The 23,311-nt window shown below is 57.4% G+C and carries 20 protein-coding genes and 1 pseudogene; 10 read left to right on the top strand and 11 right to left on the bottom strand.

What is annotated here, in order from left to right; translation table 11 throughout:
- Positions 1-469 precede the first annotated feature (469 nt).
- Complete coding sequence (locus KQ659_RS10555; protein WP_216688827.1) at positions 470-1,471, top strand: cysteine hydrolase family protein; 1,002 nt, start codon at positions 470-472, stop codon at positions 1,469-1,471.
- Positions 1,472-1,556: 85 nt separating this feature from the next.
- Positions 1,557-1,799, top strand: a pseudogene (locus tag KQ659_RS22115) (SDR family NAD(P)-dependent oxidoreductase); the annotation flags it as partial.
- 57 nt (positions 1,800-1,856) lie between these two features.
- On the opposite strand, the gene KQ659_RS10545 reads toward KQ659_RS22115, so the two are convergent.
- Both KQ659_RS10545 and KQ659_RS10540 read right to left on the bottom strand, forming a co-directional pair.
- A complete protein-coding gene (locus KQ659_RS10545) occupies positions 1,857-2,312 on the bottom strand; it encodes a GNAT family N-acetyltransferase (protein ID WP_216688828.1) in 456 nt (151 codons plus the stop codon).
- Positions 2,313-3,069: 757 nt separating this feature from the next.
- Positions 3,070-3,438: a hypothetical protein gene (locus KQ659_RS10540; RefSeq protein ID WP_216688830.1), complete on the bottom strand. Its 369-nt coding sequence runs from the start codon at positions 3,436-3,438 to the stop codon at positions 3,070-3,072.
- 129 nt (positions 3,439-3,567) lie between these two features.
- Between KQ659_RS10540 and KQ659_RS10535 the strand changes: the two genes are divergently transcribed.
- Positions 3,568-3,777 carry a hypothetical protein gene (locus KQ659_RS10535; protein ID WP_216688831.1) on the top strand — a complete coding sequence of 70 codons (210 nt, stop codon included), beginning with the start codon at positions 3,568-3,570 and terminating at the stop codon, positions 3,775-3,777.
- A gap of 89 nt (positions 3,778-3,866) precedes the next feature.
- On the opposite strand, the gene KQ659_RS10530 is transcribed toward KQ659_RS10535, so the two are convergent.
- Positions 3,867-4,691, bottom strand: a complete 825-nt coding sequence (locus KQ659_RS10530) for a phosphatase PAP2 family protein (RefSeq protein WP_216688832.1) — start codon at positions 4,689-4,691, stop codon at positions 3,867-3,869.
- A 362-nt stretch (positions 4,692-5,053) separates the two neighbouring features.
- On the opposite strand from KQ659_RS10530, the gene KQ659_RS10525 reads away from it, so the two are divergent.
- The 5 genes from KQ659_RS10525 (at position 5,054) to KQ659_RS10505 (ending at position 11,096) form a co-directional block, all read left to right on the top strand.
- Complete coding sequence (locus tag KQ659_RS10525) at positions 5,054-5,857, top strand: DUF547 domain-containing protein (RefSeq protein ID WP_216688833.1); 804 nt, start codon at positions 5,054-5,056, stop codon at positions 5,855-5,857.
- A gap of 69 nt (positions 5,858-5,926) precedes the next feature.
- The gene (locus KQ659_RS10520) at positions 5,927-6,586 is read left to right on the top strand and encodes an HD domain-containing protein (RefSeq protein ID WP_226929932.1); all 660 of its coding nucleotides are present in this window, start codon (positions 5,927-5,929) and stop codon (positions 6,584-6,586) included.
- A 67-nt stretch (positions 6,587-6,653) separates the two neighbouring features.
- Entirely contained in the window at positions 6,654-6,884 is a 231-nt protein-coding gene (locus KQ659_RS10515) for a hypothetical protein (protein WP_216688834.1), read from the top strand.
- Between the two features lie 224 nt (positions 6,885-7,108).
- Entirely contained in the window at positions 7,109-9,754 is a 2,646-nt protein-coding gene (gyrA, locus tag KQ659_RS10510) for a DNA gyrase subunit A (RefSeq protein WP_216688835.1), read from the top strand.
- Between the two features lie 184 nt (positions 9,755-9,938).
- On the top strand, positions 9,939-11,096 hold the full coding sequence (locus KQ659_RS10505) for a tetratricopeptide repeat protein (protein WP_216688836.1): 1,158 nt from the start codon (positions 9,939-9,941) through the stop codon (positions 11,094-11,096).
- A 221-nt stretch (positions 11,097-11,317) separates the two neighbouring features.
- Here KQ659_RS10505 and KQ659_RS10500 read toward each other — a convergent pair whose 3' ends face one another.
- The gene (locus KQ659_RS10500) at positions 11,318-12,148 is read right to left on the bottom strand and encodes an IS5 family transposase (RefSeq protein WP_216678791.1); all 831 of its coding nucleotides are present in this window, start codon (positions 12,146-12,148) and stop codon (positions 11,318-11,320) included.
- Between the two features lie 619 nt (positions 12,149-12,767).
- Here KQ659_RS10500 and KQ659_RS22110 point away from each other — a divergent pair.
- On the top strand, positions 12,768-12,929 hold the full coding sequence (locus tag KQ659_RS22110) for a hypothetical protein (RefSeq protein WP_216688837.1): 162 nt from the start codon (positions 12,768-12,770) through the stop codon (positions 12,927-12,929).
- A gap of 649 nt (positions 12,930-13,578) precedes the next feature.
- Positions 13,579-14,637, top strand: a complete 1,059-nt coding sequence (locus KQ659_RS10490) for a hypothetical protein (protein WP_226929930.1) — start codon at positions 13,579-13,581, stop codon at positions 14,635-14,637.
- A gap of 1,000 nt (positions 14,638-15,637) precedes the next feature.
- Here KQ659_RS10490 and hisIE read toward each other — a convergent pair.
- The 7 genes from hisIE to hisG all read right to left on the bottom strand — a co-directional run bounded on the left by hisIE (position 15,638) and on the right by hisG (position 22,972).
- On the bottom strand, positions 15,638-16,306 hold the full coding sequence (gene hisIE / locus KQ659_RS10485) for a bifunctional phosphoribosyl-AMP cyclohydrolase/phosphoribosyl-ATP diphosphatase HisIE (RefSeq protein WP_216688839.1): 669 nt from the start codon (positions 16,304-16,306) through the stop codon (positions 15,638-15,640).
- A gap of 35 nt (positions 16,307-16,341) precedes the next feature.
- Entirely contained in the window at positions 16,342-17,097 is a 756-nt protein-coding gene (hisF, locus tag KQ659_RS10480; RefSeq protein WP_216688840.1) for an imidazole glycerol phosphate synthase subunit HisF, read from the bottom strand.
- A 39-nt stretch (positions 17,098-17,136) separates the two neighbouring features.
- Positions 17,137-17,853 carry a 1-(5-phosphoribosyl)-5-[(5-phosphoribosylamino)methylideneamino]imidazole-4-carboxamide isomerase gene (locus KQ659_RS10475; protein WP_216688841.1) on the bottom strand — a complete coding sequence of 239 codons (717 nt, stop codon included), beginning with the start codon at positions 17,851-17,853 and terminating at the stop codon, positions 17,137-17,139.
- Between the two features lie 32 nt (positions 17,854-17,885).
- Positions 17,886-18,473, bottom strand: a complete 588-nt coding sequence (hisH, locus tag KQ659_RS10470; protein ID WP_216688842.1) for an imidazole glycerol phosphate synthase subunit HisH — start codon at positions 18,471-18,473, stop codon at positions 17,886-17,888.
- An 81-nt stretch (positions 18,474-18,554) separates the two neighbouring features.
- Positions 18,555-19,661, bottom strand: coding sequence for a bifunctional histidinol-phosphatase/imidazoleglycerol-phosphate dehydratase HisB (gene hisB, locus KQ659_RS10465; protein ID WP_216688843.1), 1,107 nt, complete (start codon positions 19,659-19,661; stop codon positions 18,555-18,557).
- 48 nt (positions 19,662-19,709) lie between these two features.
- The gene (gene hisD / locus KQ659_RS21810) at positions 19,710-22,109 is read right to left on the bottom strand and encodes a histidinol dehydrogenase (RefSeq protein WP_332875064.1); all 2,400 of its coding nucleotides are present in this window, start codon (positions 22,107-22,109) and stop codon (positions 19,710-19,712) included.
- 11 nt (positions 22,110-22,120) lie between these two features.
- The gene (gene hisG, locus KQ659_RS10450) at positions 22,121-22,972 is read right to left on the bottom strand and encodes an ATP phosphoribosyltransferase (RefSeq protein WP_216688844.1); all 852 of its coding nucleotides are present in this window, start codon (positions 22,970-22,972) and stop codon (positions 22,121-22,123) included.
- Positions 22,973-23,311 lie beyond the last annotated feature (339 nt).

Genomic DNA, 23,311 nt, shown 5'->3' with positions numbered 1-23,311 from the left:
AGGCCGTGCCGGTGTACGTTATCGGTGAATAGCGCCATTCCCGGCCTTAGACTTGATGAGCACTCTCAAAGTCACAGGGCTGGGCCGTTGCTCGATTCCCCGGTGGATGAGGTAGTTCGGCATGGTTCAGGGGAAAGCACCCCGGCGCCCCTCACCAAGTGGACCAAGACAAAACGCTGTTTTTCCCCGCCGGTATTAAAGCGTGTTAGCTCCTGCTTCCCGGACACTCCTGCACTGCCAGTACAATGGCTTATAACCCATAAAGACAGGATTAAGGCGCTGCTGGAACCTCATAACGCCCCTGATAACGCCTTGAACAGGGGGTATGCCCTGCCTTTTATTATACAACGATTGGTAGTAGGGGAGCGTAGTAAGTACAAGTCCTGTACTGGGGCTGGACATGCCAACGCCAAGCGGAGGCCGGCCCGCCGACTCGACCCGTTCTGTTTCTCTTAACCCAACGCCCGCTATGGAAAATACTCCCCGCCCCCAATCCGCCGCAACCTATTTGCCCAAGGGCGAAACCGGTCGCAGTTTGCCCGCCGACCGCACCGTGCTGCTGGTGATTGACCCCGTGAACGACTTTCTCTCCGAAGGCGGCGCGGCGTGGGAGATGACCAAGGGCACGGTGGAAAAGAACAACGTCATCCCCAACCTGAAGCGGGCCATCGATGGCGCCCGCGCCCAGGGCATCCAGGTGCTGTTCGGGCCCATGGCCTACACTGAGGAGGATTACGCCCAGCACAGCCTGCAGAAGCGCAGCGGCATCAACCGCCTCATGTTTGAGAACAAGATGTTTCTGGCCGGTAGCTGGGGCGCCGACTTCCACCCCGAGCTGCAGCCTCAGGCCAGCGACATCGTGCTGCTACCCCACAAAAGCTGCGACGTGTTCCAGACCGACTTGGCCGAGCACCTGGAAAGCCGCGGCATCACCCACCTGGTCATCGCCGGAATGACGGCCAACCTCTGCTGCGAGAGCACCGGCCGCCACGGCACCGAAGCCGGCTACGACGTTACCTTCATTTCCGACGCCATCGGCGCGGCCGGCCTGCCCGAATACGAGGCAGCCATCCACATCAACTTTCCCCTGATTGCTAACGGCGTCATCACCGTCGACGACTTTCTGGCGAGCATCGAGCACCCGCCCGTGCCCGCGGTGGCAGTCGGCGACACGGTGCATGGCTCTGGCGACGGCAAGATTGGCACGGTCGATAAAGTGGTGAACGACGGGGACGGACCGGGGTATATGGTAGTCAAGCAGGGGCTGCTCAAGAGCGACGTCTACATTCCCTTCGACGCCGTGGTGCGGCGTAGCGGTACCGACGTGTTCATCAACCTGCCCAAGCTGATTGTGGGCAAGATGCCCTGGACCGAGCCGCCCACGGCTGCCGCCAACGAGGCTAAGCAGGGCCCACCCGCCGCGCAGGTCGATAAGCTCTACGGCTCCTACGCGCCCACCGGTAGGTCCTAGGCCCGCTTTATTCTCCCGGTTTGCATCCGATAGATATACTAGCCAATGGCTGCCCCAAGGCAGCCATTGGCTTTTTTGCTTTTCATTGACAGCGCGCCATAACCCGATTCAAAAAAACTGTCTGGTTACGGGCGGTAGCTTGGACATCGGCAAGACGACCTCGTTGTGGCTGGCTGCGAAGGGCGGCAAAGTGGCCACCCTGAGCCGCATCCGGTCGGAAGGCAACGCGGTGGTGGCGGCAATTGAAAAGGCGGGCGGCACGGCCTTGGTTATCCAGACCGACACGGCTACTCCCGACGAGCTGCCGGCCGTCCGTGGACGTATCGATGCCCAGGTCCAGCGCCACGAAAGGCGGCTACCCACTCCGACCTTTTTCCAGGCGTACTCATTCCTTGCCCGGAACCGCCCCGCTCAGCCAGGCCAGGTTGCGCCGCTCATCGTCCACGAAGCCCACGGACTCGTAGAGGCGCTGGGCGCGGGCATTGTAGGGCTCGGTTTGCAGGTACAAGGCCACTAGGCCTGCGGCCCGGGCCTGCTGCTGCAACAGGAGCAGCGCGGCGCGGCCCACGCCCCGGCTGCGGGCCGCGCCGGCCATGTACAGTTCATCGACGAGGGCGTAGCGCCCGCCCCGCTCGAAGGTGAAGTAGGTGATGCCAGCGTAGCCCACGGCCTGGCCGGCATCATCGAGCAGATACAGCGCCCCCCACTCGGGATGGGCTACGCCCACGATGCGGCCAGCGCCTGCTGCGCGGCCGCGTCGTGGGCGTAGCCGAAGTGCTGGTAGAAGTCGGCCAAGGGGCAGCCGCGCGGCCAGGGTAACGGGGCGAAGGATTAGGGTCATGGGTAAATAAATAGTGCGAAAGCAAGCACACGGCTGGGCCGGGTGGGCGGCAAGCCTTCCTTCGCTACTACGGAAATACCATCCGCCAGGACCGGCGCTACGGCTACCGGCCCTGTACGCCTCGACGGCCGTACGCGCGCACCAGGTGGCGGCCGGGGCAAAAAAAGATAGTCCCGTCGGCCAGGCGCTCGGCCTTAGCCGGGGTGGTTTCACAACCAAGCACCACCTGAGTTGCGACGCCCACGGCCGGATTTGCGCCCTGGCCCTGACCGCGGTGGCCAAGCCGGCGATTGCCCGCAAGTCCCGGGGCTGTTGCGGAGCCACCTGCGGGCGGGGCAGGTCGTCTTGGCCGACAGCGCCTACGACGCGGACTACGTGCGCGTCCAGATAGGACAAGCCGGAGCCGGGATTCCCAGCAAGAAAAACTGGACATTATCCCTCGAACACGATGCTGAAATGTATAGAACGAAACCAGATTGAACGAGCCATCAATGGCTTAAAACGTTTTCGGGCCGTGGCAACCCGCTTTGATAAGCGGGCCCCCAATTATTTTGCCACCTGTTGCTTGACTGCCGCGCTAACGTGGCTCTAACTGTAAACCCCCCTAGCTCATCGGTGGGCGTAAAAGGCCCCGCAGGGGGCTTCTGCGCATCCCCACATACTAAGTAGTGGTACTGGCAAGTCCGACAGGCGGCTAATCGTGTATTAGACCCCATGCAAATCAAGTGTTTGCATTGGGTTTTTTTGTGGCCGGCCTTTAGTAGCGAAGACTGCTCCAGTGAATGAGCTGGCCCACGAAAGGCAGCCCGTGGTAGCCGTCCAGGAATTGCAGCAGCAGCCCGGGCGATTCGAACCCGTCGCGGTGGGTAAACTCGGTGAGTTCCGGGGCCGACAGTTGGCGGCCGTTTATTTCGATTACCGGGGTTCCGTGACTTACTTCCACTCGAATGTTCTGAACATTCTGCGCCACTCCGTCGGGCCAGAACTTACGCATGCCGTCCTGCCCCACGTTCACATAAAATTTAATAGACTGGCCGGCGCTCCAGCGGTTGCCGAAGCGGATGGTATGGACTTTCACGCCCGTAGTGATTAGCGGAATGAAATCGGTTTGAAATTCTAAAATCATGCTGTTGAAGTAGGGGCGGTACCGCCACACTGACCATCGGGGGCGGGTAGTATAATGCATTTCACCGGAGTATTGCCGGCGGTTACCCAAAATAATAGCCGTCAGGTCACCAGTTAGCGTAGGCGATTCATGGACCCGAATCAAACGCCTCCCAATCCGGAAGAGCAATCCGCTCCCGACGACCACCTGCTCGACCACCTGCTCGAAGACCTGGTTGCCGCCACCGGTCTTTTCAACCCAGCCCAAATCTGGCAGCGCGAAGTCGAGCTGGAAGCATTGGATGAGCAGGCAGATACTGGCACCGATAATGCGGAGCGTGCCGAACTTCCGATAGTCTAACGCATAAAGCCCGCTCAAACGTCATTCGGCTCGCCGGAACATATTGTTTCGACGGGCCGAATGACGTTTATCCAGAGGCTCTTCGGCTGCTATTTCGGCCGCCAGGTGAAGCACAGGCCCGTGGCGCCCGCCGGGGTCCACATGGGCATGAAGCTGGTGTCGCCGATGCCGCGGCCCGTGGGCTTGTGGCCCCAGCGGTTGCGGTGGGTCAGGTAGGCCACGTGGGCCGAGAGAATGCCGAAGCCCGCCCCGGCCACCACGTCCGACTCCCAGTGCTTGTTATTTATCATGCGGAAGGCAGCCACGCTCGTAGCCAGCGTATAAGCCCCGATGCCGTACCACTGGCTTTTGTCGCGGAACTCGGTGTGCACAATGCTGGCGGCCAGAAAGGCCTGCGCCGTGTGCCCCGATGGAAACGATAGACTATTGGAGCCATCGGGTCGCTCGATGCGGGTAAGGGTTTTCACCACATACACTGAGGAAAGCATAATCAGCTCACTTTTCACGATGACGAGCCCGAGGTTTATCCGGTCGCTGCGCGACTCCACGCCGGCCAGCAGCACCACGGGAATCTCTAGGTAGGGCGCCCATTGTAGGAAGTCATCAATGTGGTTGCTGTAGTCGCCAAACGTGTGGTGAATGTCACTCTTGGCATCGTAGGAGCTGTAAAAGCCATTGCCGTTGATGGTGCTGATGCCGTAGCTAATCAGTACCGCCGGCACAATGCTGGCCCGAAACCCTTTGCTTTTGAAAAAAGACTTTTTAATCAGTGAGGACACCCCGGCGGGGTTCTGGTACTTGTGCGTGGTATCTGCTGGCGCGGGGGTGGCCAGGGGCACCTGCGCGGCCGCCAGCTGCGGTGCCGACGCCAGTGGCAGGAGCAGGGCCGCCGAAAGGAGATAACGGGAAATCATAGAAATGGAGCTTTATAAGGCGAAGAAACGGCAGCTAACTGTAATCGCAGTGAATTTCTTGGGTTGAACCCATCGGGAGCGGGCCCGCTGCCCGGGTGGTATGCCGATACTCCGCTCGCGTAGCAGAAATGGTAAATGAACCAACTTATTCTGATTTCTTCCGGTACGCCCCGGTACGCCCCGGTACGCCCCGTGGGGCTGTTGAGTAATCCGAAGTGTAGTCATTTGACATCACGCGCAGGATGACGTACCGGGTGTGTCGCTAAACAGCGTATGAAACTGTTTAAATCGTGTCTGGCTGCGTAAGTGCTTTTTGTCAGGGCATCAAGCCCGACATCACCACTCTTTTACGAACCTGCTTCATGCGCTTAATTCCCCGTTTTACGTTCCTGTGCCTGTTTGCGCTGGTTACGGCTTTCACCTCTGGCTGCGGCTATATCCGCTACCTTATTCCCCTCAATCCTACGGCCAAAACGGCAACCACGCCGCCCACCCACGCCGCTTGGGATAGCCAGCTGAAAAAATACGTCAACAACCAGGGACTGGTCGATTACAAAGCGTGGCAGGGCGACAGCCTCGCGCTCAATGCTTATTTGCAAGACCTGTCTGCGCACCTGCCCAGCAAGAGCTGGACTTCCAACAATGAGCTGGCCTACTGGATAAACGCCTACAATGCCTTCACCGTGCAGCGCATTCTGCGCGCCTATCCGGTTAAGAGCATTAAGGACCTGGGCGGTACTAAAATCTTCGTTGATACGCCTTGGGACCAGCATTTTATCAAGCTCGACGGCAAAGATTATTCCCTCAATGATATCGAGCACCGCATCATCCGCAAGAACTTTGAGGACAACCGCATCCATGTGGCGCTGGTGTGCGCGGCCATGTCGTGCCCCCGCCTGCGCAACGAGGCCTACGTCGGCCCGCGCCTGAATGCGCAGCTCGACGAGCAGGGCCGCGACTTTGTGAACAACCCCGCCAAAAACAAGCTGACGCCCGCCGATAAGCCGCAGCTCTCCTCCATCTTCAGCTTCTACCCCAAGGACTTCACCAAAAACGGCAGCACTTCCATCCAGGATTTTGTGAACCGCTACGCCACGCAAAAAATCAAGCCCGATGTGCCCCTGACCTACCTGAAGTATGACTGGGACCTCAATGAACAGAAATAAGCCCGTACTTTTGCCCGCTTCCCGGCGGCCGCTCCTCATGGGTTGCGGCCGCTTTTTTAATACCTCATTTTGACAGTTCTCTTGGACGTAATCGCCACCACCGCCCGCTTTATCGAAGACAAGTTTGCCAACGAAGGCAGTGGGCACGACTGGGCACACATCCGCCGCGTCTGGCTGATGGCCCGTCGCCTCGCCGCCGCTCATCCCGAGGCCGATGCGCTGGTGACCGAGCTGGCTGCCCTGCTCCACGACATCGCCGACTGGAAATTCCACGGCGGCGACTACGAAGCCGGTCCCCGCGCCGCCCGCGCCTGGCTGCACAGCCAGCAGGTAGCCGAAGAAGTTGTTGTGCGCGTCGAAACCGTTATTCGGGAGGTTTCCTTCAAAGGCTCGGGCGTAGCCACGCCGGTTTCGAGCATCGAAGCTGCCCTGGTGCAGGACGCCGACCGGCTAGATGCCATCGGGGCCATTGGCATTGCGCGGGCGTTTGCCTACGGTGGGCACGCCGGCCGGCCGCTGCACGACCCGGCCATTGCGCCGATGGTGCACGACAGTTTTGCCAGCTACCAGAAGAATACGGCCCCTACGCTCAACCACTTCTACGAAAAGCTCTTCCACCTTCAGGACCGGCTAAATACGGATGGTGCCCGCGCCGTGGCCCGCGGGCGCCATGCGTTTATGGAAGCCTACGTGGCCCGCTTTCTGGCCGAGTGGGACGGCGAGGACTAAAATCGGCTAGCCGCCGTGTGGCCCAATGCGGGCTGTTGCCGCCTTTCCTATGCGTTACCTTTGTGCCATGAAGCTGCTTTTTCGCTCGATATTCTGTACGCTGCTCGTGGCCTTAGCCAGCTGCCGTACCTGTCCCATCGAATCGTGCCACGTGCGCAAGGTGCACCTGCACAGCGGGGTGAAGTACCGGGGCCAGCCGCTCTGGAAGAAGCAGAACCCCGCCATCGGCGAGAAAATCAAGACCACGAATTCCAAACCCGCGCAGCATGACAACGACCGCAGCAAGTCCATTCGCTAAGCCGGCGGCGGCGGTGGGAGGGAAGGCCCTGGTTTGGTGGTTTTGAGGGTTGGTACCGGCCGCCGGCCACCTTTCGATAGTTTCTTCAATAAGTCTATAAAAGGCCGCAGCGCTTGTCGTTGCGGCCTTTTTATTGTATCTTCGCACGCATATAAAGAACCATTCACCCTGCGGCTTAAAACCACCTTATTTGGGTTTTTTCAAGTCGCCTATCAACCCCCTCAATGGCGGAAGGCGAAAAAATCATTCCGATTAACATCGAAGACGAGATGCGGGGCGCCTACATCGATTACTCGATGTCGGTTATCATCTCCCGGGCCCTGCCCGATGTCCGCGACGGCTTGAAGCCCGTGCACCGGCGCGTGCTCTACGGCATGAGCGAGCTGGGCGTGGGCTACAATAAATCCTACAAAAAATCGGCCCGTATCGTGGGCGAGGTGCTGGGTAAATACCACCCGCACGGCGACTCTTCGGTGTATGACACCATGGTGCGCATGGCCCAGGACTGGAGCCTGCGCTATCCCCTGGTAGACGGCCAGGGCAACTTCGGCTCTGTCGATGGCGACTCGCCGGCGGCTATGCGTTACACCGAAGCCCGCCTCAAGCGCCTTTCGGATGAAATGCTCGGCGACCTGGACAAGGACACCGTCGATTTTCAGCCCAACTTCGACGACTCGCTTGAAGAGCCCAGCGTGATGCCCGCCAAGTTCCCCAACCTGTTGGTGAACGGTACGACGGGCATCGCCGTGGGCATGGCCACCAACATGGCCCCGCACAACATGACGGAAGTCGTGAGCGGCATCATTGCTTACCTCGAAAACCCCGACATCACGGTGGCCGAGCTCATGCAGTACGTTACGGCGCCCGACTTCCCCACCGGTGGCATCATCTACGGCTACGAGGGCGTGAAGCAGGCGTTTGAAACCGGCCGGGGCCGCGTGGTCATGCGCGCCAAAGCCTCGTTCGAAACCTCCAAAACCGGCAAAGAGCAAATCGTCGTCACCGAGATTCCCTACATGGTGAACAAGGCGTCGATGATTGAGAAGACGGCCGCGCTCATCAACGATAAGAAGATTGAGGGCATTTCCGACATGCGCGACGAGTCGGACCGCGACGGCATGCGCATCGTTTACGACCTCAAGCGTGATGCCATGCCCAGCGTGGTGCTCAACAACCTCTACAAGTACACCCAGCTGCAAAGCTCCTTCGGCGTCAACAACGTGTGCCTGGTCAAAGGTCGCCCGATGACGCTGAACCTCCAGCAGCTCATCCAGTACTTTGTCGAGCACCGCGCCGAAGTCATCGTGCGCCGCACGCGCTACGAGCTGGCCGAAGCCCAGAAGCGGGCCCACATTCTTGAAGGCCTGCTCATTGCCCTCGACCACCTCGACGAGGTGATTGCCCTCATTCGCAGCTCGCGCGACCCTGAGGTGGCCCGTGGCCAGCTCATCTCGCGTTTCGCGCTGAGCGAAGTGCAGGCCCGCGCCATCCTGGACATGCGTCTGCAGCGCCTCACCGGCCTGGAGCGCGACAAAATCGTGGCCGAATACAACGAGCTGATGAAGCTCGTCGACTACCTGAAGTCGGTGCTCGAATCGGATGTACTGCAGCGCGGCATCATCAAAACCGAGCTGCTTGATATCCGGGAGCGCTACGGCGATGCCCGCCGCACGGAAATTAACTATATCGGTGGTGATTTCTCGACCGAAGACATGATTGCCGACGAGGCCATGGTTATCACCATCTCGCGCGAAGGCTACATCAAGCGTACTAACCTAGACGAATACCGGGCTCAGGGCCGGGGCGGGGCTGGTTCGCGTGGGGCCATCTCCAAGAAGGACGATTTCACGGAGCATCTCTTCGTGGCCACCACCCACGAGTACCTGCTGTTCTTCACCGAGCTTGGCCGCGTGTTCTGGCTCAAGGTGTACGAAGTGCCGGAAGGAGGGAAGGCCACCAAGGGCCTGCCCCTGCAAAACCTTATCGAGATTCCGCGTGAAGACAAAGTGCGTTCCGTACTCAATGTGCGGGGCCTCAAAGACCCGGATTATCTGGAAAACACCTTCCTGATGTTCTGCACTGAGCAGGGCACCGTCAAGAAAACCCCCCTCGAAGCATACTCGCGCCCCCGTACGGCTGGCATCAACGCCATCACCATCAACGAAGGCGACCGCATTCTCGATGTTCAGCTGCTCGCGCCGAACTCGGAAGTGGTGCTCGCGCTCCGTTCGGGCCGCGCCGTTCGCTTCAACGAAGGCAAGGTTCGCTCGATGGGTCGGGCCGCCGCTGGTGTGCGCGGCATCAGCCTGTCCGACACGCCCGGCGACCGGGTTGTGGGCATGGTCTGCCTCGCCGACCCCACCCAGGAATTACTGGTGGTGACCGAGAATGGCTATGGCAAGCGCAGCTCGCTCGATGAGTACCGCGTGACCAACCGGGGCGGCAAGGGCGTTCGGGCCATGAAGATTACCGAAAAAACGGGTAATCTGGTAGCCATCAAGGATGTTAATGATACTGACGACTTGATGATTATCAACAAGTCCGGTATTACCATCCGTCTTCGCATGAGCGATTTGCGCACGATTGGCCGCGCTACTCAAGGCGTGCGGTTGATTAAAATCAGCGCCAACGATGAAATATCTTCGGTAGCTAAAGTGGCCGCCGAAGAAAAGGAGGAGGAAACCGAAGCCGTACTCGTCACGACCACCGAAGAAGGTGGGGCGCAGGTGGTAGTTGCTCTTCATGGTGCTGAAAACGAATCGCTTGCCGATGACGCCGGCGAGGCTGTCGAAACCGACAATGAGTTGGAGGACGACAGCGAAGATGAAGCAGATTCGGAAGATGAATCCGAATCCGACGACTTGGCATAATTGCTGAAGTAGTAGCGGGGCGGTCCATTTGGGCCGTCCCGTTTATTTTTGACGAACCCAAGGCCATAACCCATCGTTTCCGGTTTCGGTCCTTACCCCAAAAATTCACTTTTTTCATTTTTCCCGCCGTTATCAAGTCGGGTGATTTTTACTCAGACTTGAATCCCGGCCAATTCCCGAACTCATGAAGAAGACCTTTCTGACGATTGCCGTCGCCGTTGCTTTGGCCGGTGGGTTGCCCTCGCTGGCTTTCGCCCAAACTTCAGCCGTCACCAACGCCATTCTGAACCAGCGTTCCGGCTTGTTGGATAAAGCTCGCACGGACATTGACAAAGCCATTGTAAACGAAAAAACCAGCGGCAAAGCCAAAACCTGGTTTACCCGTGGTCAGGTTTACGAAGGCATGCTGGAAAGCCCCATCTACGGCAAGCAGCTGCAGCCGGGCGAGGGCCTCCAGAAATCGTATGAGTCTTATAATAAGACCGTTGAACTGGATACCAAAGATGGTGAATTCGGCAAGCAGGCCGTTGCCAGAATGGATGGCCTATATGGTCGTGCTTTCAACGACGCCGTGAATAGCTACAATGCCAAAGAATACGATAAGGCAATTGAGAGCTATAAACTGGCTTCGAGAATCAAGCCACAGGATACTACGGCAGTGCTTTATTCGGCCTATGCTTCCGAAGCTAAGCAGGATTTTGCGGGCGCAAAAGCCAGCTACAATCAGTTGCTGGGTATGAACTACAAGTCGGTGACTTTGTATTCGCGCTTGCTTCAAATGGCCAAGCAGCAGAACGATAACGCTGAAGCCGCTAAAGTCGTGCAGCAGGCACTGGCTGCTTATCCCAACAATAAATCCTTCATGCTGGAGGATTTGAACATGTCGCTCGCCAGCGGTAAAGGGGAAGATGCTCTTGCCAAAATCAACAAGGCCATCATTGCTGACCCCGGCAATTCGAACCTTTATGCAGTGCGTGGTTCGATGTATGACCAGCAAAAGAAAAACGAGCTGGCTGTTGCTGACTATAAGAAAGCAGTTGAGTTGGAGCCCAACAATTTCGACGCGCAGTTTAACCTTGGCGTCTACAATTACAATAAAGCCGCTGATGCCTACACCAAGGCTAGCAAGATGGATTTGAAAACTTACCAGGTTTCAGGTAAGAAATTTGAGACTGAGGGCAAAAAGTATTTTGAAGCCTCGGTTCCTTATTTTGAAAAGGCGCTTCAGTTGCAGCCCGATGACCGTAATACGCTGGTTTCTTTGCAAAAAGTTTACTTCCGTTTGGGTCGTAATGCTGATTCGGAGAAGCTTAATGCAAAGCTTAAGACTCTGACGAAGTAGGGATCAGGCTTGCTGTTATGATGATTGAAAAGGCCCGCTTGAAAGTGGGCCTTTTCGTTTCCGATCCTCTACTTAACATAATATAAATTATAAGACAAATTGTATTGTGTAGTTAGGTTCGCTCTGGAAGGTTATCTAATACTCTTTTGGCTTAAGTGATTTTTGTTTTGTGTTGACTGGCTTTTATGAAGTACGCCTTGCGTTGGTGCTATTGAAGCTGTTTAGAAAGTCGGCTTTTGATTAATTTTTCGCAAAAAGATGACGACGAAGGCGAGCCAGTGCCAGGCCAGCCAATTGCCGACGCTGGTTTCGTAGCGCACGAGCAAGGTTTTAAAGCCGTCGAGCCAGGCGTTGGCGTGTTCGACCACGACGCGGCGGCGGTAGAGTTCGGGGTCGAAAAAGGTGTCGTCGTCGGTCTGCCAGTCGGCGGCGCGGCGGTTGCGGGGAATGTTGGCCTCGATGTCGCGCCGGGCGCATTCCTGACGAAAGCCTTGGGTGTCAAAGGCTTTGTCGGCGTTCAGAAACAGCCCGGCGACGGGAATATTGGCCGCTTCGAGCGAGGCGCAGATTTCCCCGAACAAGGCGTTGAGCTGGTGGGTGTCGTGGTGGTTGCCCGCCTGCGGGCTGGCGCAGGCCAGCGGTTGTCCCCGGTTATCGGCCAAGAAGAGGGCTGTGGTGGTACGGGCTTTCTTGCGGCCCTGATAGCCGACGGCCTCCCCGCCGTTCTTGGCGGGCGTGTGGCTGCCGTCGAGTTGGACGCTGGAACAGTCCAGATGGGCCCCGTTTTCGCGCAACAAGCGGAGCCATACCCCTTGCCAGGACCCGTCCTTGCGCCACGCATTAAAGCGGGCGTACACGCCCTGCCAGGTCAGCGATGCGCCCGTAAAAAACTGTTTAACAGGCAATAATCGCCATTGACAGCCGCTTTTGAGTTTGTAGAGAATGGCTTCCACCAACTCGGCCGGCTCCACGACCGAGGGGCGGCCATGGGCGGAGAAGGTGAGCGCGGGCAGAATCCATTGGCGAATCATATCTTTGGACAGGACTTCCATTAAAATGCGAAAAAAGGAGTGTTACACCTCAAATTTCGCGCTTTTTTGGGAGTCCTTTGACTTTCTAAACAGCTTCATTAATAGAGTGCACCCTGAGCATATTCTACTTTTAATTGTACAGCAGATTTAGGGTCATTGCACCAAATGCACAGTTAGCTTGTAGTACTCCCCAAAAGCTGGATAGGTTAAGCGGGTTTGCTTTGCTCGATTATGACCCCAACACGCACCCGTCGCTACACGGCTGAGTTCAAAGCCGAGGTGGCACTTGCCGCCCTCATCGAGCGTTGGCCGCTGGCCGAGCTGGCCGCCCATTACCAAACTGGCTACTACCCAAATCACACGCTGGAAGCTGCAACTGCGCCATCAAGCCGCTTAGGTCTTTGCCGAAGCGCCCGTTTCCGTTGCAGCGGTGCCGGATGTGGAGTCCCTTTACGCCGCTATCGGCCGGCTGCAGATGGAGAACGCGCTGTTAAAAAAACGCTGGGGTCATGTCAGTATTCCAGCAACGCGTTCTGGCCGTGCAGGGCGACGGGTGGCATTTGGTACAGGCCTGCTGTTAGGTTCTGGGCCTTCCGCGTAGTAGCTTCTATTACCATTCCTGTGGGGGAAGCTCCATCTCATGCGTTTGCTCGAAGAGGAGTTCACCGCCCATAACTTCAAGGGCGTGCTGGGCCTGCGTGACCACCTGCGCCTGACGGGTACGCTGTCAATGCCAAGTGCGTGCACCGGTTCCTATCTGTTGCGAGACGGCTCGGTCACCGCTCCGAATGAGTTCTGGTAGCACGGACATCACCCACGTGGTCATCTATTTGGTCTCGATTTTGGACTGGGATTCGCGTTATGTGCTGAGTTGGAACCTCTCCAATGTGAACATGCTTGATAAATAATTGATAATATAAAGTATAAAAAAGTAGAAAATACTGTATTTTATATACTTATAATTACTAATAATATTATCTCCCTCTCCTATTATTATTTAAACTGTGCAAACTTTATTATACAACAGATTCATCTAATATATTATGGAGTTGTTTAGAAAGTCACAAAAGGTACTCAAACGGTCATGCAGCGCGCAGCGCAGCATCTTGCTCGCATCGTCAGGCCCGTTCAACGATGCGAGCAAGATGCTGCGCTGCGCGCTGCATGACCGTTCGGGAACTTTCTAAACAACTTCTATAGATACACAGAACATTATACTCAAGAAAGTTTCTAAAGAATCTGAGCTCCTAAAGAAACTAATGAAACAGAGAGTTCTACACTACGTATGTGCTAGAATATGGTAATTAAACCCATGTACCATACGCATTGGATAAAAGTTCAAAAATAAAAAATCACCATCAAAAGCTTATAAAAGTATATAAAATAAGGGATTTTATATACTTTTTTTGACTAGTTTTGTAGATCATATAACAAACCCTCTTCGCCCCAATATGCCAAAACTAATAGACTACCCAAGGACTAACTACACCGGTGCGTGGGAACTAGCAGAGATTACCGATGACACGGGCGGAAAGTGCACAATAGAAAACGCGGCGAGAAAACTGAACAGGAAGGTCAGTGGGTCATTCAAAGCCATAATAGGCTCCGCAGTAAAGTTTGGACTAATAACTAGCAAACGCGAACTACTAACCACAACCACACTGTTCAAGAGAATCAAGCATGCCTATGACAAAGAGGAGGAATTAACCTTCCACCGCGAAGCATTTCTTACCCCGCCCCTATTCACGCAAATCTGCCGCAAATTCCGCTCAAGAGAGCTGCCGGTACAAATGTTGGATGTGATGCTAATCCGGGAATTTGGTGTGGAAGAAATAAATGCACCAGGAGTAGCCAAAGCATTTGTGGACGGCTGCCACATGGTAGGTATTCTCGATGAACAAAACATCATCGCCGATATAGATGCTTTTAAAGCAGCACAGAATTCCAGACGTGAGTTAGCTAGCCCGCAACCCCAAACCAACGTATTCCAAGGGTTATCGGGAATCGACAACCTAATGCTCCAAGAACAAACTAACGGAGACTCAGATTTGAACGCTGCAACAACGATTGATACAGACGCATTGCAGAACGTTAGAAAATCCGACATCATACCAAACGAAAGCACCAATAATAAAACAAACAACCATGAAGGCGCAGATGCAGTTGCTAGCCTATTTGGATTCTTTGAGCCAACGCCAAAACAGGAGACGACCCTCAAAATAAAAAAGCTGGAAGAACCTGATGATATGCGCAAAAATGTGCGGCACCAATCACCAGAAGTCCACGTAACACCTCCAATAGCCGCTTTGCCGATTACCGACCATAAAGAATACCAATTACAAGTTAGCGGCCCTGGGATAAACACAATACTCTCAATTACAGAGGAAGAAGACGTCGCCATAGCCATGGCGCTGCTGGAGAAAATAAGACGACAGCTAAAAAACCAGAAGCTGGGATGGTCCGAATCGCAGAAGATGCAATTCGATCCATCCCAGCTTAAGAAATTGTGAAGAAAGCAGATTAATTAATCAGCAGTATTGGATGTACTACTAGAATTAATTGTTTCAATCGCTATAATAAAGCTATTTAGAAAGTCCCCGAACAGTCATGCAGCGCGCAGCGCAGCATCTTGCTCGCATCGTTGAACGTGAGGATGCGAGCAAGATGCTGCGCTGCGCGCTGCATAACCGGTTGAGTACCTTTTGTGACTTTCTAGACGGCTTCTATGTAAAGTCCTTTACTCAATTGGCAAATAGCTACCTTATTCTGGCTCGTTATTGACACGGTAATCAGCACATCCTTGCCTTGTGAGTTTCTGATGCTAACGGTGCATCCCGCTCCTGCTGAATCAATTATCAGATAGTCACTGGCGGAATTTAGATAGAAACGAGTTCCATTCGCTGCAGTGGTTACAGCTGTGACCAGGATTGCGCAAAGGTTTGGTCTAAAATGGCCCTTAAGCCAATGGGGAGGCTCCGTGATGCTGGCAGGACACGACCATCACTACGAACAGATTTTGGTGGACAAAACGCCCTACGTAGTGAATGGCCTGGGTGCCCGCAACATTTACCGCGTAACCATGCAGCGCCTACCCCAGAGCAAAACCACGTTCAACGCGGACTTTGGGGGGCCATGCTCATCAATGCCAAGCCGACAGCCTCTCCCTGCAGTTCTATACCCGCCACCAGGTGCTGGTGGGCACCTAAGTGCTGTACCCAACCCTGAGCACTGTGACCACCCTGTTTCCCGTGAATCCCAATCCCTTCGAGGAAAGCACGAAAGTATTGTTCTCGCTACCCAGCGCGGCCACCGTTCAATTGCAGATGCTTAACGCCATGGGCCAAAAAGTAACCCGCCTGTTTACCTCAACTATGATGGTCCCGCCCCCGCCAGGTAGCATCGGCTCACGTGGTCGCGCAATGCCTTGGCACCAGGGGCCTATTACCTGCAACTGTTGGGAACCGGCAAGCGACAGGTAACACGGGTAGCCGTTTTATAAACCTTCTGCGTTTATCCTTCCGTCAAATGCCGGGTGTTGGGCAGGCGGTGGCGCTCCTGCAGCACCTCGATAACTTCAGCCATGGAAACGCCCGAGGCCACGAGCAGCACGAGCAGATGGTAAAGCAAATCAGCTACTTCGCCCGGCAGGGTTTCGCGATGGCCGGCTACGGCATCAATAACCGTTTCAACGGCCTCCTCTCCTACTTTTTGGGCAATTTTGGGCAGGCCTTTGTTGAAGAGTGAAACAGTATAGGACGTGGGGGCACGCTCCGGAAACTGCTGCCGCTCCACAATCAACCGTTCCAACGCGCCCAGAAAGCCGATTGGCGCGGCTGGTGCCTGCAGTTGTTCCGGCTGCACAAAGCAACTCACCGTACCACGATGGCACGTCGGACCAGCCGGCAGGGCCCGAACCAGCACAGTATCCGCATCGCAGTCGATATGCGTGCTAACTACCGTGAGATAATTACCGCTGGATTCGCCTTTGGTCCAAAGGCGGTTTTTCGACCTTGAAAAGAACGTGACACGTCCCTCCTGCTGCGTTTTGGCCCAGGCTTCGGCGTTGAAGTACCCAAGCATCAGCACCTGCCCGGTATCAGCATCCTGAATAATGGCCGGGGCCAAACCGGTAGATGCATCAAACTGAAGACTAGTGGGCGAGGTGGAAGCAGCAGACATAAACAAGAAGTTAGAAAATATTATATACACAAATGTTACAGGCGCACGGCAATTCCTGCCGTGTGCAGATATTGCTTCAGCGCCGGCAAAGCGGTTTCGTTAAAGTGGAAAATGCTGGCCGCCAATGCCGCATCCGCCCCGCCAGCTTCGAAAACAGCGGTAAAATCAGAAGGCTGGCCAGCACCACCGGAGGCAATGACAGGAACGGATACGGCGTCGCTGACCGCCCGGGTCAGTTCCAGCGCGAAACCGGCCTTGGTGCCGTCGTGGCTCATTGACGTGAGCAGCAGCTCACCGGCCCCCAAATCGGCGGCCATGCGGCACCAGTCTACGGCCTGGCGGCCTGTGGGCGTAGTTCCGGCGCGGGTCATTACCTGCCACTCTTGGTCCACCAACCGGGCATCGACTGCCACTACTACGCACTGGGAACCGAAACGCCGGGCTAAATCCGATATGAAAGCGGGACGAGCCAAGGCGGCGGAGTTGATGGAAACCTTATCGGCACCGCTCAGCAGCAGGGCTTCCACGTCGGCCACGGTACTGATGCCGCCGCCCACGGTGAAAGGAATATCCAGCACGCGGGCGATGTCACGCACCAGCTCCGTCAGCGGCTGCCGACGCTGATTGGTGGCCGTGATGTCGAGAAATACCAGCTCATCGGCTCCTTCGAGAGCGTAGCGGGCCGCCAGCGCCACAGGGTCTCCGGCATCACGCAGGCCTTCAAATTGAATGCCCTTTACGGTACGACCGTCGCGGACATCAAGGCAGGGAATAAGTCTTTTCTTAACCACAGAGAGGGATATTTACTAAATGCTAGGCATCAAAATCTACTACAGGAACCGCTGCAAATCGGCCAACGCAATGGTGCCCTCGTAGAGCGCCTTGCCGATGATGGCTCCGTGCATACCGGCCTCCACAAGGAGTTCCAGGTCGCCAATGGTGGTCACGCCGCCGCTGGCAATAAAGCGCGCCGTAGGAAACTGCTCCACCAGCAAACGGTAGGTGGGCAGCGATGGGCCTTGCAGCAGGCCGTCTTTGCTCACGTCGGTGCAGATAAAGGTGGTGCCGCCGGCCGCCAGGTAATCGGCCACGAAGCCGGTCAGTGTCAGGTCGCTCTGGTCAACCCAGGCATTGATAACGATGTGGGCACCTTTGTAGTCGGCTCCGAGAAAAATAGTATCGGACCCGTACTGCGCCAGCCAGGCCTGCACGGTGGCAGGCTCGCGAACGGCCAGGCTGCCAGCGGTAGCGTGGGCAGCCCCGGCACCCAGCACCTGCACCAAAGCCGCCGCCGTTTGAATTCCCCCGCCGGCGTCAATATCGAGACTGGTTTGACTGGCAATGGCTTCCAGTACGGCCAGGTTGACCGGCTGGCCGGCGCGGGCACCGTCGAGGTCGACTAAGTGCAGGCGGCGCAGCCCCGCATCGGCAAAACGCCGGGCAACGGCTACGGGGTCGGCATCATAGGTGGTTTGCCGGGCAAAATCACCGGCACTCAGCCGGACGCACTGGCCGTTGATGAGGTCGATAGCAGGGATAATCTCCACTGGGTAGGTTCTTGTTTGAGGATGAACGAATGCTACAGCGCCAGAAAATTGGCCAGAATGCGCGTGCCCACGCCCCCGCTTTTCTCGGTGTGAAACTGCACGCCGTAGAAGTTGCGGTGTTGTACCGCCGCGCTAAATGGGGCGGGATGCTCGGCCTGCGCAATGGTATATGGCCCCACGGGGGCATAATAGCTGTGCACAAAGTACACGTGGTCGGCCTCGGTAAGCCCAGCCAGCAATGGCCCGCGTAAATCCTGCAGGTTGTTCCAACCCATATGGGGGACTTTGTGGTCCGCGTCGGCGACGAACCGCTGCACCTGAAAAGGCAGCAGCCCGAGCATGGGCGTATCGTTCTCATCGCTGTGCGTGCCCAGCAGCTGCATACCCAGACAGATGCCCAGGAACGGCTGGGTGAGGGTGGGCAGCACCAAGTCGAGGCCCGACTCCTGCAAGGCCTGCATAGCCGATGAGGCTTCCCCTTCGCCCGGAAAAAGCACCTTATCGGCGCGCCGCAATACTTCGGGGTCGGCGGTAAGAATAGATTGCGCACCCAACCGCTCCAAAGCAAAGAGTACTGATTGCACGTTGCCCCCTTTGTAATCTACTACTGCGATTTCCATAATCGATTCCTGATTAACCCAAATGAATAATAATTTTTTTTACTCATTTGGATATACAATAAATTGCCTAGCTATGCGCTGCTACAATATTCCCTTAGTGCTGGGAATAGCCGTAGAGGCATCACGCACCAACGCCATTTTAATGGCCTTGGCTACAGCTTTGAAAATAGCTTCAATCTTATGATGCTCATTATCGCCCTGGCAGGAAATGTTGAGTGTAGCCCGGGAGTTGTCGGTAAAGGACTTGAAAAAGTGGAAGAACAGCTCGGTAGGCAAGTCCCCTACCCGCTCGCGCTTAAATTCAGCGTCCCACACCAGCCAGGGCCGTCCGGCAAAGTCGATGGCCGCCTGGGCCAGGGCTTCGTCCATGGGCAGCAGGAAACCATAGCGGGCCAGACCGCGCTTGTCGCCCAGGGCCTGAGAGAAGGCGGTGCCAAGAGCCAGAGCCGTATCCTCAACGGTGTGATGTTCATCAATGTGTAAATCGCCTTTTACACTTATGTGTAAGTCGACTCCGCTGTGCCGGCCTAGCTGCTCCAGCATGTGGTCGAAGAAACCGAGGCCGGTGTGGATATCCGTCTGGCCGGTACCGTCCAGGTTTAGGCGGATGGCAATCTGGGTTTCGTTGGTGTTGCGCTCGATAACGGCGATGCGGGCCGGGTAGCGCAGGAAATGGTAAATGGCATCCCAGCTGGTGGTGGTGAGGGCGGCGCGGGGGTCGGGCTCCTCTCCTATCAGAATGGCCTGGCTGCCGAGGTTCTCGGCAAGCTGGACATCGGTCAGCCGGTCGCCGATAACATAGGAATTGGGCAGGTCGTAGCCGTTGGCGGGGTCGAGGTACTCACCGAGCAGGCCCGTGCCGGGCTTGCGGGTGGGCAGGCCTTCGTGCGGAAAGCTGCGGTCGACGTGCTCGGCGGCGAAATGAACGCCTTCGGTGGCCAGAATATCGCGCATGAGCTGATGGGCCGGCCAGAAGGTGTCTTCCGGGAAGCTGGCGGTGCCCAGCCCATCCTGGTTGGTTACCAGCACCAACTCGTACTCGGGTAAATCGCGGGCAATGCGCGCCAGCGCACTGATAGCCCCGGGCAGGAACTGAAACTTATCGGGCGTGAGGCCGTCGATTTGCTGACTGGGCTGGGGCTCGACGAGGATAGTGCCGTCGCGGTCGATAAAAAGCGCCTTTTTCAACTCAATGGGATTAACGAGGTACAAGAAAAACGGGGGTCAGCCCGGTACTTATTGGATATTGGACGCGGCAATCGAAACCTGGGTTTCGGCCCCGATTTCTGCGAGCGCCTGTACGAGCTGGCTATTTTCGGCCGTGGTGCCCACCGTGAGGCGGAGGCAGCCGGCACAGCCGGGCTGCGTGGTACGGTTGCGCACCACGATGCCGCGGCTGCGGAGCTGGTCGTACACGGCAGTGGCATCGACCGTGAAGCGCACCAGCAGGAAGTTGGCATCGGAAGAAAAAATATGCTCCACGATGGCTACTTCGGCCAACTGCGCAAACAGCCAGCGCCGGCCTTCCAGTAGCTCCGTCCGCATTTCGGGCAGGCGCGGCGCGGCGGCCAGGGCCGCCAGCGCGTGCTGCTGGGTAGCGGCCGAGATGTTATAGGGCGGCTTGATTTTATCAAGATAGGCAATGAGCTCGGCCGAGGCGTACGCCACACCCAGCCGCAAACCGGCCAGGCCCCAGGCTTTGGAGAAGGTCTGCATCACGACCAGGCGCGGAAACTCGGCCAGGCGGGTAATCCAGCTGGGCGCATCGGCAAAGTCGGCGTAGGCTTCATCAACAATCACCAGACCCCGGAAGCTGCGCAGAATGGTTTCAACGGCTTCCTGCGCGAGCAAATTGCCGGTGGGGTTATTCGGCGAGCACAGGAAAACCAGCTTGGCATTGGAAGCCGCGAGTTTTTCGGCGGCATCGGCGGGCAGCTGAAAATCGACGGTCAGCGGCAGGCGCTCCACGCGCACGTCGTTGAGGTTGGCAGCCACCTCGTACATGCCGTAGGTGGGCGGGCAGATGACGATGGCATCCTGGCCCGGCATACAGGTGAGGCGCACGAGCAGGTCGATGGCTTCGTCGGAGCCGTTGCCGAGGAAAATCTGGTTCGGCATCACCCCTTTCAGCCGAGCCAAATCGGCCTTGATGGCGCGCTGGTGCGGGTCGGGGTAGCGGCTGAAATCGTCGGGACCCACGGAGCCCAGGCTGTTCTCATTAGCATCGAGCATGACCGGGGCCATGCCCTCAAACTCATCGCGGGCCGAGGAATACGGCTGCATCCGCACTACGCTGGGGCGAATGAGGCCGGCGTAGGGATTGGCGGGAGCAGTGGTTGGATTGTTGGCATCCAGCGATGCCAGTCGCAGGGTTACGGCGCGGGCGTGCGCGGCCAAGCCTTCGGCTTCGGCCATGGTCTCCACTACCGGGCCGATGGCTTGCAGGCCTTCGGCGGAGAGGCGCTGGAAGGTAATTTTCTTTACGAATGAATCGAGCGACACGCCGCTGTACTGGCGGGCGTAGCCGCTGGTGGGCAGCGTGTGATTGGTGCCGGAGGCGTAGTCGCCCACGGCTTCGGGCGTAAGGTGCCCCAGGAAAACGGAGCCCGCGTTGGTGACCTGGGCGGCCAGCGCGTCGGCGTTGTCGGTGGCCAGAATAAGGTGCTCGGGGGCGTACTGGTTGGAAAACTCCAGCATGCGGTTGGCATCGGCCAGCAAAATGGCACGGCTACTTTCCAAAGCCTGGGCGGCTACGTCGCGCCGGGGCAGCAGGACCAGCTGGCGGGCCACTTCGGCCTGCACCTGCTCCAATACCGCGCTGGAATCACTCAGCACCACCACCTGCGAATCGGGACCGTGCTCGGCCTGCGACAGCAAGTCGGCGGCCACGAAGGCTGGGTTAGCGCTGGCATCAGCGATAACCAACACCTCCGAGGGGCCGGCGGGCATGTCGATGGCTACGCCGAACTCGGCAGCGGCCAGCTGCTTGGCGGCGGTCACGTAGCGGTTGCCGGGACCAAAAATCTTATCGACAGCCGGCACGCTGGCCGTACCCAGCGCCAGAGCCGCTACGGCTTGCGCCCCACCGGCTTTCACCACTTTATCGATGCCCAGCAGCTGCGCCACGAATAGAATAACCGGGCTCACCGAGCCATCGGCCTGCGGCGGAGTGCACACCACTACCTCGGGGCAACCAACCAGGCGGGCCGGCACGCCCAGCATCAGCAGCGTACTGAAGAGCGGAGCCGAACCGCCGGGAACGTACAGACCCACGCGCTGCACCGGCACGGCCCGGCGCGAGCACATCACGCCCGGCATGGTTTCAACCCGCAATTCGGGTTCGCGCTGGGCCGTGTGGAATGCTTCAATATTGGTTTTGGCCTGGCGGATGGCGGCTTGTAATTCGGCCGGAACCTGCGCGGCGGCGGCAGCGAATTCAGCTTCGGAAACCAGCAGGCTGGTCAGCGTGGCTTTGTCGAGCTCAGCGGCTAAGGTCAGCAGCGCGGCATCGCCGCCAGCGCGTACCTGCTCAAAAATGGCCCGGACGCGGGCGGCAACCTGGGGGGCTTCGGCGGCGGCGGGGCGCTGCTGGAGCGTGGCCCACAGGCTGGGGTCGGGATAGGAATATAGCTGCATGGCGAACCGGGTTAGGCAATCATCTTCTCAATGGGTAACACGAGGATGCCCTCGGCACCCACGGCTTTGAGTTGGCTGGTGATGTGCCAGAACTCATCCTCCTGCACCACCGACTGCACCGACACCCAGCCGGCCTCGGCCAGCGGCGTGATGGTGGGCGACTTGATGCCCGGCAGCAACCGGCGCACTTCCTCCAGGGCCGACACGGGGGCGTTCAGCACAATGTATTTGCTGCGCTTGGCGCGGCGCACGGCCTGCATCCGGAACAGGAGCTGCTCCAGCAGGTCCTGCTGCTCGGCCGTGAGATTGGGCTGGGCGATGAGCACGGCCTCAGAGCGGAAAACGGTTTCGACTTCGCGCAGACCGTTGCCGAGCAAGGTTGAGCCGCTGCTCACGATATCACAAATAGCCTCGGCCAGCCCGATACTGGGCGCAATTTCGACCGAGCCGCTGATGGTGTGCAGGTTGGCCTGCACGCCATGCTCGGCCAGGTAGCGGCCAAGGATATTGGGGTATGAGGTGGCGATGTTCTTGCCCTGCAGCACCTCAATGGACGGGTAAGCATCGGCGCGGGGCACGGCCAAGCTCAGGCGGCACTTGCTGAAACCAAGGGTTTCGACTTCCAGATTGGGGTAGCCGGCTTCCACCAGCACGTTCTGGCCTACGATGCCGAGGTCGGCCACGCCATCTTTTACGTAGCCGGGAATGTCATCATCGCGAAGAAACAGGATTTCGAGCGGAAAATTGGTGGCTTCGGTCTTGAGCTTGTAGGAGGTGCTCAGGAAATTGATGCCGCACTCGCGGATGAGGGCAAGGGAGTCCTCGCTCAGACGGCCGGACTTTTGAATAGCTAAACGGAGCATGAAATGGGGTAACTGGCGGGCGCTGCCCAACTAGGGCACAGACGTTGGATATCGCCCCAACGCAACCAAGGTGGCGCAAGGCTGAACTTCCCGCAAAATGAAACAGTGAAGCCCGGGGTACACACCCCGAACGCGGCGGTGGAGACTCGGGCAACCGGTGCTAAGCTAGCAACCGGCACACAGCCCGGCCTCCCACAGATGGTGATGATGATGCACGCCCGCAACTGCCCGACGGCCCGTGAGCGGGGCAGCGGCAACAGCGCAAAGAAGGGCGGTGAAGATGGTCATCGGGCACAAAGGTAAAACGGAAATAGTATCGGTTGGCACAAACCGGCCTTA

Source organism: Hymenobacter siberiensis (genome assembly GCF_018967865.2).
Taxonomy (GTDB): Bacteria; Bacteroidota; Bacteroidia; order Cytophagales; family Hymenobacteraceae; genus Hymenobacter; species Hymenobacter siberiensis.
This window is presented reverse-complemented; position numbering and strand designations above follow the sequence as displayed.

Excerpts from the sequence above, each read along its gene's own strand:
- KQ659_RS10555 (WP_216688827.1), top strand. The coding sequence starts at position 470 with ATGGAAAATACTCCCCGCCCCCAATCCGCCGCAACCTATTTGCCCAAG.
- KQ659_RS10545 (WP_216688828.1), bottom strand. The coding sequence starts at position 2,312 with ATGACCCTAATCCTTCGCCCCGTTACCCTGGCCGCGCGGCTGCCCCTT.
- KQ659_RS10540 (WP_216688830.1), bottom strand. The coding sequence starts at position 3,438 with ATGATTTTAGAATTTCAAACCGATTTCATTCCGCTAATCACTACGGGC.
- KQ659_RS10535 (WP_216688831.1), top strand. The coding sequence starts at position 3,568 with ATGGACCCGAATCAAACGCCTCCCAATCCGGAAGAGCAATCCGCTCCC.
- KQ659_RS10530 (WP_216688832.1), bottom strand. The coding sequence starts at position 4,691 with ATGATTTCCCGTTATCTCCTTTCGGCGGCCCTGCTCCTGCCACTGGCG.
- KQ659_RS10525 (WP_216688833.1), top strand. The coding sequence starts at position 5,054 with ATGCGCTTAATTCCCCGTTTTACGTTCCTGTGCCTGTTTGCGCTGGTT.
- KQ659_RS10515 (WP_216688834.1), top strand. The coding sequence starts at position 6,654 with ATGAAGCTGCTTTTTCGCTCGATATTCTGTACGCTGCTCGTGGCCTTA.
- gyrA (WP_216688835.1), top strand. The coding sequence starts at position 7,109 with ATGGCGGAAGGCGAAAAAATCATTCCGATTAACATCGAAGACGAGATG.
- KQ659_RS10505 (WP_216688836.1), top strand. The coding sequence starts at position 9,939 with ATGAAGAAGACCTTTCTGACGATTGCCGTCGCCGTTGCTTTGGCCGGT.
- KQ659_RS10500 (WP_216678791.1), bottom strand. The coding sequence starts at position 12,148 with ATGGAAGTCCTGTCCAAAGATATGATTCGCCAATGGATTCTGCCCGCG.
- KQ659_RS22110 (WP_216688837.1), top strand. The coding sequence starts at position 12,768 with ATGCGTTTGCTCGAAGAGGAGTTCACCGCCCATAACTTCAAGGGCGTG.
- KQ659_RS10490 (WP_226929930.1), top strand. The coding sequence starts at position 13,579 with ATGCCAAAACTAATAGACTACCCAAGGACTAACTACACCGGTGCGTGG.
- hisIE (WP_216688839.1), bottom strand. The coding sequence starts at position 16,306 with ATGTCTGCTGCTTCCACCTCGCCCACTAGTCTTCAGTTTGATGCATCT.
- hisH (WP_216688842.1), bottom strand. The coding sequence starts at position 18,473 with ATGGAAATCGCAGTAGTAGATTACAAAGGGGGCAACGTGCAATCAGTA.
- hisD (WP_332875064.1), bottom strand. The coding sequence starts at position 22,109 with ATGCAGCTATATTCCTATCCCGACCCCAGCCTGTGGGCCACGCTCCAG.
- hisG (WP_216688844.1), bottom strand. The coding sequence starts at position 22,972 with ATGCTCCGTTTAGCTATTCAAAAGTCCGGCCGTCTGAGCGAGGACTCC.